This window comes from Streptomyces lavendulae subsp. lavendulae (assembly GCF_002803845.1).
GTDB classification, from domain to species: Bacteria; Actinomycetota; Actinomycetes; order Streptomycetales; family Streptomycetaceae; genus Streptomyces; species Streptomyces lavendulae.
Window position 1 is genome coordinate 1,144,895 of record NZ_CP024985.1, and the last position, 13,947, is coordinate 1,158,841.

13 protein-coding genes and 1 pseudogene are annotated in these 13,947 nt (G+C 73.1%); 9 read left to right on the forward strand and 5 right to left on the reverse strand.

The window, feature by feature from the left end:
* Positions 1-801: pseudogene (xdhC, locus tag SLAV_RS05150) on the forward strand (xanthine dehydrogenase accessory protein XdhC); the annotation flags it as partial.
* A gap of 351 nt (positions 802-1,152) precedes the next feature.
* On the opposite strand, the gene SLAV_RS05155 reads toward xdhC, so the two are convergent.
* A complete protein-coding gene (locus SLAV_RS05155; RefSeq protein ID WP_100660789.1) occupies positions 1,153-3,090 on the reverse strand; it encodes an APC family permease in 1,938 nt (645 codons plus the stop codon).
* A 250-nt stretch (positions 3,091-3,340) separates the two neighbouring features.
* On the opposite strand from SLAV_RS05155, the gene SLAV_RS05160 reads away from it, so the two are divergent.
* From SLAV_RS05160 to SLAV_RS05170, 3 genes are all read left to right on the forward strand, one after another.
* The gene (locus tag SLAV_RS05160; protein ID WP_030242018.1) at positions 3,341-3,766 is read left to right on the forward strand and encodes a nuclear transport factor 2 family protein; all 426 of its coding nucleotides are present in this window, start codon (positions 3,341-3,343) and stop codon (positions 3,764-3,766) included.
* Positions 3,763-4,611, forward strand: coding sequence for an NmrA family NAD(P)-binding protein (locus SLAV_RS05165; RefSeq protein ID WP_030242016.1), 849 nt, complete (start codon positions 3,763-3,765; stop codon positions 4,609-4,611). The genes SLAV_RS05160 and SLAV_RS05165 overlap by 4 nt, the downstream gene beginning before the upstream one ends.
* A gap of 116 nt (positions 4,612-4,727) precedes the next feature.
* Positions 4,728-5,342, forward strand: coding sequence for a TetR/AcrR family transcriptional regulator (locus tag SLAV_RS05170; RefSeq protein WP_051841577.1), 615 nt, complete (start codon positions 4,728-4,730; stop codon positions 5,340-5,342).
* On the opposite strand, the gene SLAV_RS05175 is transcribed toward SLAV_RS05170, so the two are convergent.
* Entirely contained in the window at positions 5,314-6,033 is a 720-nt protein-coding gene (locus SLAV_RS05175) for a TetR/AcrR family transcriptional regulator (RefSeq protein ID WP_030242013.1), read from the reverse strand. The two genes, SLAV_RS05170 and SLAV_RS05175, sit on opposite strands and share 29 nt — an antisense overlap.
* Positions 6,034-6,131: 98 nt before the next feature.
* Between SLAV_RS05175 and SLAV_RS05180 the strand changes: the two genes are divergently transcribed.
* The 4 genes from SLAV_RS05180 (at position 6,132) to SLAV_RS05195 (ending at position 10,080) form a co-directional block, all read left to right on the forward strand.
* Positions 6,132-6,500, forward strand: coding sequence for a darcynin family protein (locus SLAV_RS05180; RefSeq protein ID WP_051841576.1), 369 nt, complete (start codon positions 6,132-6,134; stop codon positions 6,498-6,500).
* A 21-nt stretch (positions 6,501-6,521) separates the two neighbouring features.
* Entirely contained in the window at positions 6,522-7,136 is a 615-nt protein-coding gene (locus tag SLAV_RS05185; RefSeq protein ID WP_030242010.1) for a TetR/AcrR family transcriptional regulator, read from the forward strand.
* The gene (locus SLAV_RS05190; protein ID WP_030242008.1) at positions 7,120-8,754 is read left to right on the forward strand and encodes an isovaleryl-CoA dehydrogenase; all 1,635 of its coding nucleotides are present in this window, start codon (positions 7,120-7,122) and stop codon (positions 8,752-8,754) included. Before SLAV_RS05185 ends, SLAV_RS05190 begins: the two co-directional genes overlap by 17 nt.
* Before the next feature lie 177 nt (positions 8,755-8,931).
* Entirely contained in the window at positions 8,932-10,080 is a 1,149-nt protein-coding gene (locus tag SLAV_RS05195) for a S8 family peptidase (RefSeq protein WP_244225234.1), read from the forward strand.
* A 46-nt stretch (positions 10,081-10,126) separates the two neighbouring features.
* Here SLAV_RS05195 and SLAV_RS05200 read toward each other — a convergent pair whose 3' ends face one another.
* Positions 10,127-10,732, reverse strand: a complete 606-nt coding sequence (locus SLAV_RS05200) for a hypothetical protein (protein ID WP_051841579.1) — start codon at positions 10,730-10,732, stop codon at positions 10,127-10,129.
* 52 nt (positions 10,733-10,784) lie between these two features.
* On the reverse strand, positions 10,785-11,579 hold the full coding sequence (gene ppk2 / locus SLAV_RS05205; protein ID WP_030242046.1) for a polyphosphate kinase 2: 795 nt from the start codon (positions 11,577-11,579) through the stop codon (positions 10,785-10,787).
* A gap of 181 nt (positions 11,580-11,760) precedes the next feature.
* Between ppk2 and SLAV_RS05210 the strand changes: the two genes are divergently transcribed.
* The gene (locus SLAV_RS05210) at positions 11,761-13,449 is read left to right on the forward strand and encodes a sensor histidine kinase (RefSeq protein WP_051841580.1); all 1,689 of its coding nucleotides are present in this window, start codon (positions 11,761-11,763) and stop codon (positions 13,447-13,449) included.
* A gap of 16 nt (positions 13,450-13,465) precedes the next feature.
* Here the strand turns inward: SLAV_RS05210 and SLAV_RS05215 are convergent, their stop codons facing one another.
* On the reverse strand, positions 13,466-13,933 hold the full coding sequence (locus tag SLAV_RS05215; RefSeq protein ID WP_030242051.1) for a pyridoxamine 5'-phosphate oxidase family protein: 468 nt from the start codon (positions 13,931-13,933) through the stop codon (positions 13,466-13,468).
* Positions 13,934-13,947 lie beyond the last annotated feature (14 nt).

Here is a 13,947-nt window from a genome sequence, read left to right on the forward strand (position 1 = left end):
ATGACGTGGGTGGCCGCGGTCGCGCGGTTGCGGGCACGCCGGGAACCCGGTGTGCTCGTGACCGTCGCGACCGTGCGCGGCCACGCGCCCCGCCGGGCCGGTGCCAAACTCGTGGTGGGGCTCACCGACACGTGGGGTTCGATCGGCGGCGGCAACATCGAGGCCGTCGCCATCGACCGGGCGCGCGAGCTGAACGTCGCGCCCGACCCGGAGCCGGAGCTGATGGAGTTCGCCCTCAACGACAAGGTCACCGGCCGCCACGGCGTCCAGTGCTGCGGCGGGGCCGTGACGGTGCTGCTCGAACCGCTGCCGGTGGTCCAGGCGGTGGCGGTCTTCGGCGTCGGGCACGTCGGACTGGAGCTGGCGCGCATCCTCGCCCGCCAGAACCTCGACCTGTACCTGGTCGACAGCCGCGCCGACATGCTCACCGACGAGCGGCTCGGCGTGCTGGGGGACGCGATGGCACAGATCCACGTGCGCCACACGCCCCTCCTCCCGGAGGAGGTGCTCGCGGAGCTGCCGCCCGGCACCCACGTCCTGATCATGACCCACGATCACGCCGAGGACGCCGCGCTGTGCGACGCCGCTCTGCGTACCCCCGGCCTCGGCTCGATCGGCCTGATCGGCTCGTCCGCCAAATGGACGCGGTTCCGGCAGCGTCTGTCCACCGAGGGCGGTCACGACGCCGCCACCATCGACCGGATCAAGACCCCGATCGGGATGCCCGAGATCACCGGCAAGGAGCCGGCCACGATCGCGGTGAGCGTGGCGGCGGACCTGCTGCGGACCTTCGAGACGGAGCAGCGCCGGGTGGAGCCGGACACGGCCGCGACCCCGCGCGGGCAGCGGCAGCCGGAGGCGGCGGCCACGCCGACCGTGGCGGCCACGCCGACCACGCCGTCCACGCCGACAGCGTCCGACGTGCAGCCCTTCGCGGCCATGGTCGGTCTCTCCGCGCTCGGTGCGACGGCGGACGAGGCTCCGCCGGCGGATCAGCGGCTCACGGCCGCCCTGGAGGACTCGGCGCCGTTCCGCAGGCACCTCGAACCCGAGGGCCGGACCCGCCAGCGCCGCCCCGCCCGCGGCCGCGTGTGACACCGGGCCGCCGGCCACGGCCGGCGGCGGGACTCCGGCCCGGCCGGGATCCCGGTGTCAGCCCGCGTGGACGTGGGGGCGGCGGGCCCGGTCGGGTTCGGCCGCGCGGATGACCTCACGGGTGACGGGGGCCACCTCGCCCTGCCCGAAGAGGAAGAAGCGCAGGAAGTTGGCCATCGGATTGCCCTCGGTCCACTCGAAGTAGATGTGCGGCCGCTGCCCGGTCTCGTCCCGGACGTGCAGCAGGAATGCGGCGAGCGCGTTGGGGATGCTGGAGCTCTCCAGGGTGAGGACCCGGTAGCGGTCGTGCAGCACCTCGCCCCGGATCTTCAGGCTCGATTCGAACTCGGACGCGTCCAGGACCGTGACCTCGACGAACATCACGTCGTCGGCGGCCGGGATGTCGTTGTCCGCGCGGATCTGCTCCTTCTTCTGCCGGTACTCGGTGAGGTCACGGCTGTCCGGCTCGTTGGCGATGAACCGGATCGTGCGGTTGGCGGTGTCGCGGATGAACCGCTGCGCCATGTCGTCGAGCTCCAGGTGCGTGACGCGCAGTTCGAAGACGCGGGCGAGGCGGGAGAGCAGCGAGAGCGCCATGATGCCGCCGATGAAGCAGGCGCCGATCTTGACGCCGTCCGGGCGTTCGGCCACGTTGACGGCGGTGGTGTAGACGAAGACCGCGGAGATGGTTGCGAAACCGATCGTCCAGCCGCGCTCCCCCGCCCGGCGCGCCGCGATGGTCACCGCGACGGCGGCCGAGGTGATCAGTACCAGGACACCGGTGGCGTAGGCGCCGCCCTGCGCGTCCACGTCGGCGTCGAAGATCCAGGTGACGAGGAACGCGATGAGCGTGAAGACGATGACCATCGGGCGCAGGGCACGGGCCCAGTGGGGGGCCATGCCGTAGCGGGGCAGGTAGCGCGGCATGAGGTTGAGCAGGCCGGCCATGGCGGAGGCGCCCGCGAACCAGAGGATGAGGATCGTCGAGACGTCGTAGACCGTGCCGAAGGCGGAGCCCAGGTACTCGTGGGCCAGATAGGCCAGGGCACGGCCGTTGGCCTGGCCGCCCGGCTGGAACTGGGCGGGCGGGATCAGCAGCGTGGTGATGAAGCTGCTGGTGATGAGGAAGACGCTCATGATCACGGCGGCGGTCGTCAGCAGCTTCCTGGCGCCGCGGATCCGGCCGGCCGGCTTCTCCTCGGTGTCCTCCGGATCGCCTTGGACGTGGGGCATGACCGCCACGCCGGTCTCGAACCCGGAGAGGCCCAGGGCGAGTTTCGGAAACACGATGAGGGCGATGCCGATCATCATGAGCGGGTTTCCGTGCTCCGCCGTCAGGGCGGCCGTCCAGTCGGGGATGAGGTGAGGCTCGCTGATCACCTCCCCCAGGCCCACGGCCACGACCACCACGTTCAGCCCCAGGTAGGTGGCGACGAGCACCACGGCCACCCCGATGGCCTCGCTGAACCCCTTGAGGAACACCGCGCCCAGCAGGGCGATCATGAGCAGGGTGATCGGTACCTCGTGGCCGTGCAGGGTGCTGGTGAGGTGCGGGTTCTCCACCAGGTGCGCGGTCGCGTCGGCGGCCGAGAGGGTGATGGTGATCAGGAAGTCGGTCGCCGCGAACCCGAGCAGGGTCAGGACGAACAGCTTGCCCTTCCAGAACGTCAGCAGCCGCTCCAGCATGGCGATGGAGCCCTCGCCGTGCGGACTCTCCTCGGCCACCCGCCGGTAGACGGGCAGGGCGCCGAACAGGGTGAGCAGGACGAGCACGATGGTGGCGAGCGGCGAGAGCAGCCCGGCGGCGAGCGCGGCGATGCCGGGCTGGTAGCCGAGGGTGGAGAAGTAGTCCAGGCCGGTCAGGCACATGACCCGCCACCACGGTCGCCCGTGGGGCTGGGCCGCGGCCTCCTTGGCGGCGGGCGAACCGTTCTGCGCGGTCAGGCCTTCCAGCATCCACGCGCGCAGGCGCGAGGAGCGGGCAGGAGTGGCCATGGTGGGGAGCTCCTGTCGCACGGCAAGGAATCAGCCATCGACACCGACGGCTGGGCCAGCGTACGCACCCTGATCACTTATCCCAGCAAATACGACAATTCCGACGCATTCTTACTGCGGACGGGGGACGGCTCCCCACTTCTCCGCTTGCAAAACGGACCAGCGGTCCGCATACTCCATTCATGCGGACCGCTGGTCCGCTTTTGTCGCCGCGAGCGCCGCGCCTTCGAGCAGAACGGAAGTCCCCACCATGACCATCCGCACGGAACCCGACGAGCTCTACCGCCACGGCCTGCGCCTGCTCCTGGAGAAGGACATCGACGGCTGGGTCGGCCTGTGGCACGAGGACGGCGTCATGGAGTTCCCCTTCGCGCCCGAGGGGTGGCCGGTACGGCTGGAGGGCCGGCGGGCCGTCGCGGACTACATGCGCCGCTACCCCGACCACATCGACCTCCACGACTTCCCCGACGTGACGGTCCACCGGACGACCGCCCCCGGGACGATCGTGGTCGAGATGCGCGGGGTCGGCCGCCTGGTGAAGACCGGCCGCCCCTTCGACATGACCTACATCGCCGTGGTAACCGCCGAGGACGGCCTCATCACCTCCTACCGCGACTACTGGAACCCCCTCGCCGTATCGCAGGCCGACGCCGGCTTCGCGGGAGCGGGCCGATGAGAGACCGCGACGCCACCCTGGTCATCGGAGCCACCGGCACCACCGGCCGTCGCGTCACCGCCGGGCTCCTCGCCGAAGGCCACCGGGTCAAGGCCGCCGGCCGCGGCGCCACCCCCGTGGAGGGCGCACAGGCCGTCCGTTTCGACTGGAACGACCCCTCGACCTGGGACGCGGCCCTCGACGGCGCCGACCGCGCCTACCTCGTCCCGCCCATCGGCTCCTCCGACCCGGCCGCCGTCATGCTGCCCTTCCTCCGCCGGGCCAGAGCCACGGGGCTGCGCCGCGCCGTTCTGCTCAGCTCCTCGGCGATCCCCGAGGGCGGGCCGGCCGTGGGGCAGGTCCACCGGGAACTGCCCGCCCTGGTCGAGCAGTGGGCGGTACTGCGGCCCTCCTGGTTCATGCAGAACTTCACCGGCGACACCCCCCACGCGCGCAGCATCCGCGAGTCCGGCGCGATCTCGACGGCCGCGGGCGACGGCCGCGTCGGATTCGTCGACGCCGAGGACATCGCCGCCGTCGCCGTACGCGCACTGACCGATGCCCGGTCCCCCGACACCGACCTCGTCCTGACCGGCCCCCGGGCCCTGAGCTACGACGAGGTCGCCGCGATCATCAGCCAGGTCACCGGCCGGACCGTCGTGCACCGGCACCTGACCTTCGAGGAGTTGCGCGACCGCTGGGCGGCCGAGATCCCGCTGGAGTTCGCCACCATGCTGGCCTCCATGGACCGGGCCATCGCGGCCGGGGCCGAGGACCGCACCACGGACACCGTCCAGCGCCTGACCGGCCGTCCCCCGGGCACCTTCCGCACCTTCGTGGAAAGGGAGGTGGCGCCGCGCGGCTGACCCTCCGCCGGGAAGGGGGGAGGAGGGGTGACCGGCGCGTCCGGCGCACGACAGCGCGTATCGTCGACTGGCCCGCACCACCCGGGCCGTCGGACACCATGCATCAGGAGGACCCCGTGACCCAGCGGCCGGAACGCGCGGACGCCCTGCGCAACCGAGAGGCCGTCCTGGCCGCCGCCGACGCCCTCTTCGCCTCCAGCAGCAGCCCCCACGGCGTGTCGATGGACGAGATCGCCACGGCCGCAGGCGTCGGCAAGGGCACCCTCTTCCGACGCTTCGGGGACCGCGCCGGCCTGATCGGTGCCGTGATCGCCTCCCGCCTCGAACCCCTCAAGCGCGACGTGGTGGAGGCGCGGGAGACGCCCGGATCCGCGCCGCGACAGCGGGTACTGGACCTCCTCGACGCCTCGCTGCGCTTCAAGATCGCGAACCGGAACCTGATGTCGGCCGCGGAGGAGGCCGGGATCAGCAGCCCCTACCGGGCCGACCACTACGGCTGGTGGCACGACATGCTCCGGTCGGAGCTCGACGGCGTGCCCACCGTCCACGACCCGGACTTCACCGCCCACGCACTGCTCGCCGCCCTCCGCGCCGACCTCGTCGCCCACCTGATCGACGAACGGAAGATGACGCCCGAAGACCTGCGGTCCTCGCTCGCGGCCTACGTCGACAACGCCCTCGGGGACGGCAGCGACCAGCCTCTCAGCGGGCCGGGTCACCCAGCGCGGTGAGGATCTCGCCGACCGTGTGCTCGAAGAGCGGCCCGGGGTCGGTGAGGGCGAAGTCGAGGTGTCCGAAGACCTCCACCGCGACGGCCCCGTACAACCGCGCCCAGCAGGCGACGAAGACGTAGATCACCTCCAGCGGTACCGGCTCCCCCGCCAGGTGCTCGCGCACCTCCTCCAGCTGCGCCGCCCAGACGGGGTCCAGCCCGGCGGGGGTCCGGACGGCGCCGCGCCGCGAGAGTTCGACCATGAGACCGAGGAGGACGCCCCCGAAGCGCCAGCTGGGGTCGTGGGCGGGGGCGCCGGGCGCGGTGTCGGCGTCCGCCACGGGCTTGGCGAACAGCAGGGCGAACTCCCGCGGGTGGGCCAGCGCCCAGCGGCGCAGCTCGCGGCAGACCTCGCGCAGCCGCTGCCCCGGCTCCCCGGCGGGCAGCCCGTCGCGCGCCGCGGCCAGGGCGGCGGCCAGCTCGTCGTACAGGTGCGAGACCAGGGCCTGGACCAGCTCCCGGTGGCCGGCGTAGTAGCGGTACAGGCCCGGCGCGGTCAGGCCCATCTCGCGGGCGACGGCCCGCACGGTCACCGCCTCCGGGCCCTCCTCGACCAGCAGCCGCCGCGCGATGCGCATGGCATCGGACAGCGCCTCCTCACGTACGCGGTGGCGCCGCCTTCCCGCGGCCGTTTCCGGGGTGTCCGTCATCTGCGCGGGCCCGCCTTCCACTTGACAAAGTTAACGGGTATCACTTTAGCTCTCCCCGAGAGTTAACACCGTAAACAATTGCTTGAGGGACCGGACTCGTGAAGTACTGCATCGTGCTGACCTACACGCTCACTCCGCGCTGGCTGGCGCTGTCGCGCGAGGAGCGCAACCGGATGCGCACCACGCACATCGAGCCGGTCTTCGCGCAGTACGCGGACCGGATCACGGCCCGGTTCTTCGACGCCGAGGCCTTCAACGGCGGCTTCTCGGACTTCGCCGTGCTGGAGACCGAGGACCTGGGCGCGTACTACTTCCTCGTCGAGGCCCTGCGCGACACCCCGCTCATCAGCGACGGCCACCTCGTCCTCGGCGAGGTCCTCATCGGGGTCCGGGACGGCTTCCAGGAGTACGAGCGCGCCCGCGCACGACGTGACGGGTTCCCGCGCGGGTCTGGTGTGAAGCAGTGAATCACTGCTTCAATTCTTCCCATGCCCTACCGCCGACCGCCCGCCGTGCAGGCCCGTCTCGACGCGCGCCGTGACCGGGTCCTGGAAGCCGCCGTCCGTCTGCTCGCCCGGGAGGGGTACGCCGGCTGCTCCGTCGCCGCGATCGCGGCCGAGGCCGGTATCTCCACCGGAAGCGTCTACCAGTCGTTCTCCGGCAAGTCCGAGCTCGCCGCCGCCCTCTTCCGGACCCTGGTGGCACGGGAGGTGGAGGCGGTGACCGCCGCCGCCGACCGGCCCGGTACCTCCGCCCATCGGGTGGCCGCAGCCGTGGAGACCTTCGCCTCGCGGGCGCTCCAGGCGCCCCGGCGGGCCTTCGCCCTGCTGGCGGAACCGGCGGACCCGGCCGTCGACACCGAACGCCTCGTCTTCCGGCGGGCGTTCCGCGACGTGTTCGCCCGGCAGGTCGCCGCGGGCGTGGCCGTCGGCGAACTGCCGCCGCAGGCACCCGAACTGACGGCGGCCGCACTGGTCGGGGCGATCGCGGAAGCGCTCGTCGGACCGCTCGCCGACGGCGACGCGGCCCCGGGCGAGGTCATCCCCGGCCTGATCACCTTCACCCTGCGTGCCCTTGGAGGACACGATGCCGCAGACGCATGAGGTCACCAACCAGGTACCACCGCACCACGGTTACGACGCCGCCGCGGATCCGGCCCTGCTGGAGGCCCTCGCCCGCGAGGGGGCCGGCCGGGCCGCGCCCGAGCTGCACCGCCTCGGCGTCCTCGCCGGTTCCGAGCAGGCGGCGGAGTGGGGCCGGCTGGCCAACGAGAACGAGCCCGTCCTGCGCACCCACGACCGCTACGGCCACCGGATCGACGAGGTCGAGTTCCACCCGTACTGGCACGAGCTGATGCACACCGCCGTCTCGCACGGGCTGCACGCGGCCCCCTGGGCGCAGGACGAGCCGGGCGCGCACGTGGCCCGCGCCGCGAAGTTCATCGTCTGGAGCCAGGTCGAGGCGGGCCACACCTGCCCGGTCTCCATGACGTACGCCGCCGTCCCGGCGCTGCGCGCCGCGCCCGCCCTGGCCGAGTGGCTGGAGCCGCTGCTCGCCTCCCGCACGTACGACTTCGGGCTGCGCCGGCCCGACACCAAGCGCGGGCTGATCGCCGGCATGTCGATGACCGAGAAGCAGGGCGGCTCGGACGTCCGCGCCAACACCACGACCGCCGTACCGGCCGGGGACGGCACGTACCGGCTGACCGGGCACAAGTGGTTCACCTCGGCGCCCATGTCGGACGTGTTCCTGACCCTGGCGCAGGCCCCGGGAGGGCTGTCCTGCTTCCTGCTGCCGCGGGTCCTGCCCGACGGCACCCGCAACCGGCTGCTGCTCCAGCGCCTCAAGGACAAGCTGGGCAACCGTTCCAACGCCTCGTCCGAGATCGAGTACGACGGGGCCTTCGGCTGGCTCGTGGGCGAGGAGGGGCGCGGGGTCGCGACCATCATCGAGATGGTCAACACGACCCGCCTCGACTGCGTGCTCGGCGGGGCCTCCGGGATGCGGCTCGGCCTGATCCGGGCCGTCCACCACGCCACCCACCGGCGGGCGTTCGGCAAGGCCCTCGTCGACCAGCCCCTGATGCGCAACGTCCTGGCCGACCTGGCCCTGGAATCCGAGGCCGCGACGGCCGTCGCCATGCGCCTGGCGGGGGCCACCGACCGGGTCGCGCGCGGCGACTCGGACGAGGCGCTGCTGCGTCGGCTGGGCCTGGCCGTGACCAAGTACTGGGTGTGCAAGCGTGCTCCCGGGCACGCCGCGGAAGCCCTCGAATGCCTTGGCGGCAACGGCTACGTCGAGGACTCGGGCATGCCGCGCCTCTACCGCGAGGCGCCGCTCTCCTCGATCTGGGAGGGCTCGGGGAACGTGGCCGCCCTGGACTCGCTGCGGGCCATGGCGCGGCAGCCGGAGACCGTCGAGGCCTTCTTCGCCGAGGTGGGCCGGGCGGCCGGGGCCGACCGGCACCTGGACGCGGCGGTGGCGGGGCTGCACAAGCAGCTCGCCGATCCCGCCGGGGCCGAGTACCGGGCCCGGCAGCTGACCGAGACCATGGCCCTGGTGCTGCAGGCGTCGCTGCTGCTGCGGCACGCCCCGGCCGCGGTCTCCGACGCCTTCTGCGCGTCGCGGCTGGGCGGCGAGCACGGCGGCGCGTACGGCACCCTTCCGACCGGAGTGGACACCGGGGCCGTTCTCGCCCGGGCCGCGACGGCCACCGTGTGAGCCGACTGCCGGGCCCGGCAGCTTCGGCGGCTGCCCGCAGTCGCCGCCGGGCCCGGCGGACCCCGTGGAGCCGGCGCCGGACGAGCCGCCGGTGCAACCGGTGCGCTCCCCCGGAGCGTCTGGGCCGTTGACGGCGGACGGCCGGAGCGGCGACGGGCGATGGGACGGGGACGGGACATGAGACGCTCGTACGGGAACGCGATGCTGGTCACCGCGGTGGCGGTGGCACTGGGGCTCTCGGCCTGCACCCCGTCCGGAGACCCGGATCCCGCAGCGCCCGCCCGGCCCACCGGCGGATCCGGGAGCGCCCAGGCCTCCCCCTCCCCCTCCCGCTCCCCCTCCCCCCGCCCGACGGCCCGCCCCTCCGGAAGCGCCCCGGGGAGCCCGGCGCCGTCGGGGCACACGGGTGCGACCCCCGCGGTGCGTACGGGTGTCCCGTGGAACCTGGACCGGCTCGACCAGCGCACCCGCCCCCTCGACGGCCGCTTCGCCGCGGGCACCGACGGCAGCGGGGTGCACGTCTACGTGCTGGACACCGGCATGGACATCAAGCACCCCGAGTTCGCCGGACGCGCCACCCCGGGCGCCGACTTCGTCGGTGCCCCCGACACCGGGGACTGCTCCGACTCGGAGGGGCTGGGCCACGGCACGTTCGTGGCCGGCATCATCGGCGGCCACACCTACGGGGTCGCCCCCGGGGCCGAGCTCGTGCGCGTCCAGGCCATCGGCTGCGAGGAGGGCGGCGGCAGCAGCGGCCCGGGCGCGGGCACTCCCCCGCCGGCCGAGGCCTCCGTCGTCAAGGCGGTCGAGTGGGTGACCGCCCACGCCCGGCGCCCGGCCGTGGTCAACATGTCCCTCAACCTCAAGACCCGCTCACCGGCGCTCGACGCCGCCGTGCAGCACATGGTCGAGTCCGGGATCCCGGCCGTCGTCGCGGCGGGCAACTTCAACGACGACGCCTGCGGGCACTCCCCGGCGGGCGCCCACGGCGCCATCGTCGTGGCCGCCGCCACGGCCGACGACCGCCACTGGCGGGACACCGAGGGCTTCGGTTCCGGGTACGGGTCCTGCGTGGACCTGTACGCACCCGGAGACAGGATCACCTCCGCGCTGGCGGGCACCCCCGACACCGTCAGCAGCGACTCCGCCGCCACCTCGTGGGCCACCCCGCACGTGACGGGCGCGGTGGCCCTCTACCTCTCGGCCCACCCCGGCGCCACCCCCGCCCAGGTGCGTACCTGGGTCACCCAGCAGGCCACCCGGGACGCCCTGACGGCCGTCCCCGCGGGAACTCCCAACCGCCTCCTGAACACCTCCGTCCTCTGACGGCTCCGCAAGGGAACGGGGTTCGGGGCGAAACGGGCCGGCCCCGTCAGCGGTCCACCGGCAGCAGTTCCCCGATCGCCGCGAGGGCGGCCCGCGGTTCGTCGGCGTGGCAGCGGACCGTGTGCACCTCCGTGCGCCGCCCCGACAGACCCACCACGGTGACCGGTCGGGTCAGCTCGATGGTGATCGAGGTCTGCGACGCGACGGCCAGGTCCAGCACCCCGTCCTCGGTCCTGTTCGCGTCGGGGAAGCGGACGTCGTGGCGGGCGGAGGCGATCCGTTCCAGCGGTATCCGCAGATCGATCCGCGCACCGCGCCGCACCCGCAGTCCGCCCGGTCCCACGACGTGCGGGCGGGTGACGGCGGCGGCATGCAGCCCCAGGACCAGGAACACCGTGTAGAGGTCGAGCACCAGCATGACCAGGTGCGCGACCGGATACGCGGCGAGCATGAAGGACACCCCGACCGTCTCGACCGCGAACACGAAGACCAGCCCGTACGAAGTCGGCGCCTGAGCACGCGCGTACCCGACAGCGGTGTCCCCTTCCCCGACCCCGTGCGTGCGGCGGGCCACCCACAACCCGAGGCTCGCCATCCACCGCCCCTCGTGCGCCACCAGCCGCCGTACCCGCGCGAACAACCCCGTCCCCATATGGCCCAGTGAACCAGGGAGGACCCCCCGGCGCACAGGAGGCCCCCGCGGGTCAGTCCTTGCGGAGCGTGGCCGCGTGGTCGGGCACGAGGGTCAGGAGCTCCTTGGGCGGCCTCTCGTACCCCGTCGACGGGGGCCGGGACGGCAGGACGAGCGGCGGCAGGGCCACGTCCCCGTAGGGGATCGAGGACAGCAGGTGGGCGATCATGTTGATCCTCGCGCTGCGCTTGTCGTCGCTCTCGACCACGTACCAGGGGGCGTCCGCCGTGTCCGTGTGGACCAGCATGTCGTCCTTGGCCCGCGAGTAGTCCTCCCAGCGCGTGAGGGACTCCAGGTCCATCGGGGAGAGCTTCCAGCGCCGCAGCGGATCCTCCGCCCGGCGGCGGAACCGCTCTTCCTGGACGGTGTCGCTGACGGAGAACCAGTACTTGCGGAGCAGGATCCCCTCTTCGGCCAGCATCCGCTCGAAGACCGGGCACTGCCGCAGGAAGAGCTGGTGTTCCGCCGGCGTGCAGAAGCCCATGACGTGCTCGACCCCGGCGCGGTTGTACCAGCTGCGGTCGAACAGCACGATCTCCCCGGCGGCCGGCAGGTGCGCCACGTAGCGCTGGAAGTACCACTGCGTGCGCTCCCGCTCCGTCGGCTTCGGGAGGGCCGCGATGCGTGCCGCGCGGGGGTTGAGGTGTTCGGCGACGCGTTTGATCGTGCCGCCCTTGCCCGCGGCGTCGCGGCCCTCGAAGACGACCACCAGGCGGGCGCCCTCCGCGCGCACCCACTCCTGGAGCCTGACCAGCTCCGTCTGGAGCCGTAGCAGTTCGGCCTCGTAGACCGCCTTGCCGAGTCCCATTACCGTTCCCTCCCCTTCGTCGTCGGACACTTCGATCAAGTCAGTCACGGCGGACGTCCGCGCGCAACGATGTCCTCCGGGCCCCGGCGTGTCGATACGCTGGCCGTTGGCCGGGGGCATCGGGCGGCAGCCGGAAGGGAAACGAGTGGGTGTGGGCGATCCGTTGACGCAGGTACCGAGGATGCGGCTGGACGAGCTGCTGGACGAGCTCCAGGCGCGCATCGACGAGGTGCGCGGCACCCGCGACCGGGTGCACAGCCTGCTGGAGGCCGTCGTGTCGGTGGGGCGGGAGCTGGACCTCGCCCAGGTGCTCCGGCGCATCGTGGAGGCGGCCGCGCTGCTGGTGGACGCCGAGTACGGGGCCCTGGGCGTGATCGGGCCCGACGGCCGTACGCTCGCCCAGTTCCTGACCGTCGGGCTCACCGACGGGCAGATCGCCGACATCGGTCCCCTGCCGGCCGGCCACGGCCTGCTCGGCGAGGTCATCCACCACCCGGAGCCGCTGCGGCTGACCGATCTCGGAGCGCACTCCTCCTCGTACGGGTTCCCGGCCCACCATCCGCCCATGCGCACGTTCCTCGGGGTGCCGATCCGGGTCCGTGACGAGGTGTTCGGGAACCTCTACCTCACCGACAAGCGGGGCGGGGTCGACTTCGACACCGAGGACGAGACCGTGATCTCCACCCTCTCGGTGGCGGCGGGCGTGGCGATCGACAACGCGCGGCTCTACGAGGGGGCGCGGCGCCAGCAGTTGTGGCTCAGGGCCAATGCGGAGATCACCGAGAGCCTGCTGTCGGGCAGTTCGCGCCCGGCGGTGCTGGAGCTGATCGCCCGCCGTGCCCAGGAGATCACCGCGGCGCGGCTCGCGAACATAGCCGTGCCGGTGGACGGAGTCGACGGCCTGGTCGTGGAGTTCGCCGCCGGCGCGGACGGAGCGGCGTGGCAGGGCCTCGTCGTCCCCTTCGACGGGACGCTCTCCGGTGCCGCGCACCGGGCGGGCAAGCCCGTGACGGCCATGCAGGCCTCGGACGACGGACGCTATCCGGCCGAGGGCCGGACGCGGGGGCGGGACGGGCTGGGGCCCGCCGTGGCGGTGCCGTTGGGCACGGCGGGCGGGGAGAGCCGGGGCGTCCTGCTGCTCTCGCGCCCGGCGGGCGATCCGGCATTCGGGGAGGGCGAGCTGGAGCCGATCGTCGCCTTCGCGGGTCAGGCGGCGATCGCCCTGGAGCTGGCGGAACGGCGCCGGGACGCCGAGCAGATAGCGCTGCTGGAGGAACGCGACCGGATCGCCCGCGACCTGCACGACCTGGCCATCCAGCGGCTCTTCGCCACCGGCATGACCTTGCAGAGCGCCGCCCGGCTCGTGGAGCACGAAGGGGCTGCCGAGCGGGTGGGCCGGGCGGTCGACGACCTGGACGAGACCATCAAGATCATCCGCTCGACGATCTTCGGGCTCCGCACCAAGGACCGCGAGAGCGGACCCGGGCTGCGGGCACGCGCCGCCCGTGCCGTCGGCGACGCGGCGGCCTCCCTCGGTCATCCGCCGCGCCTGAGCATGGAGGGGCTCCTCGACACCGACGTACCCGCGCGGCTCGCCGACCACGTGGTGGCGGTGCTGGGCGAGCTGCTCAGCAACGCGGCCCGTCACGCGCGGGCGACCCGGGTCGGCGTGACCCTCAAGGCCGCGCGGGGCGAGATCGTGCTGACCGTCTCGGACAACGGCACGGGCATTCCCGCACAGGGCCGCAGGAGCGGGCTGCGCAACCTCGACGAGCGGGCCCGGGACATGGACGGGTCCTTCACCATCGAGACCCCCGAGAAGGGCGGCAGCAGGCTCGTGTGGCGGGCGCCGCTCCCCGGCAGCCGCTGAGGGGGGCGGTACGGGCTCAGCCGCCGACCGCCAGGGCGGGCGGCGGCGCGGCCTCCAGCCGGAATCCCGTGACGAGGTCCGGGCGGATCCGCAGGGCTCCGGTCATCGGCCGCCCCACCCAGGGGCGCAGCAGGTCCGCGTACCGGCCGAGGTCCTCGGCGTCGGCCACGGGTCGCGCGTAGCCGGTGACGACGACGCTCCAGCCGAGGTGGGTGTGGGGATCGATGGCGTCCGCCTCGTACGCCACCACCACGCCCGGCGCGTCGACCGGGGCCGCCAGGGAGGCCAGCGCGCCGCCCTCGTGGATCCGGATGATGACGTCCTCGCCCTCGACGAGGTGGTTCACCGGCCGTACGGCGGGCAGCGCGTGCTGCGTGAAGACGATGCGTCCGAGCGGCACCGTGGCGAGGAGCTCCAGGGCCTCGGCGCGGTCCAGCTCCCACATGTGCCGGCCGGCGGGCCGCCGTATGCCGTCCTGGTCCATGGTCGGTACCTCCG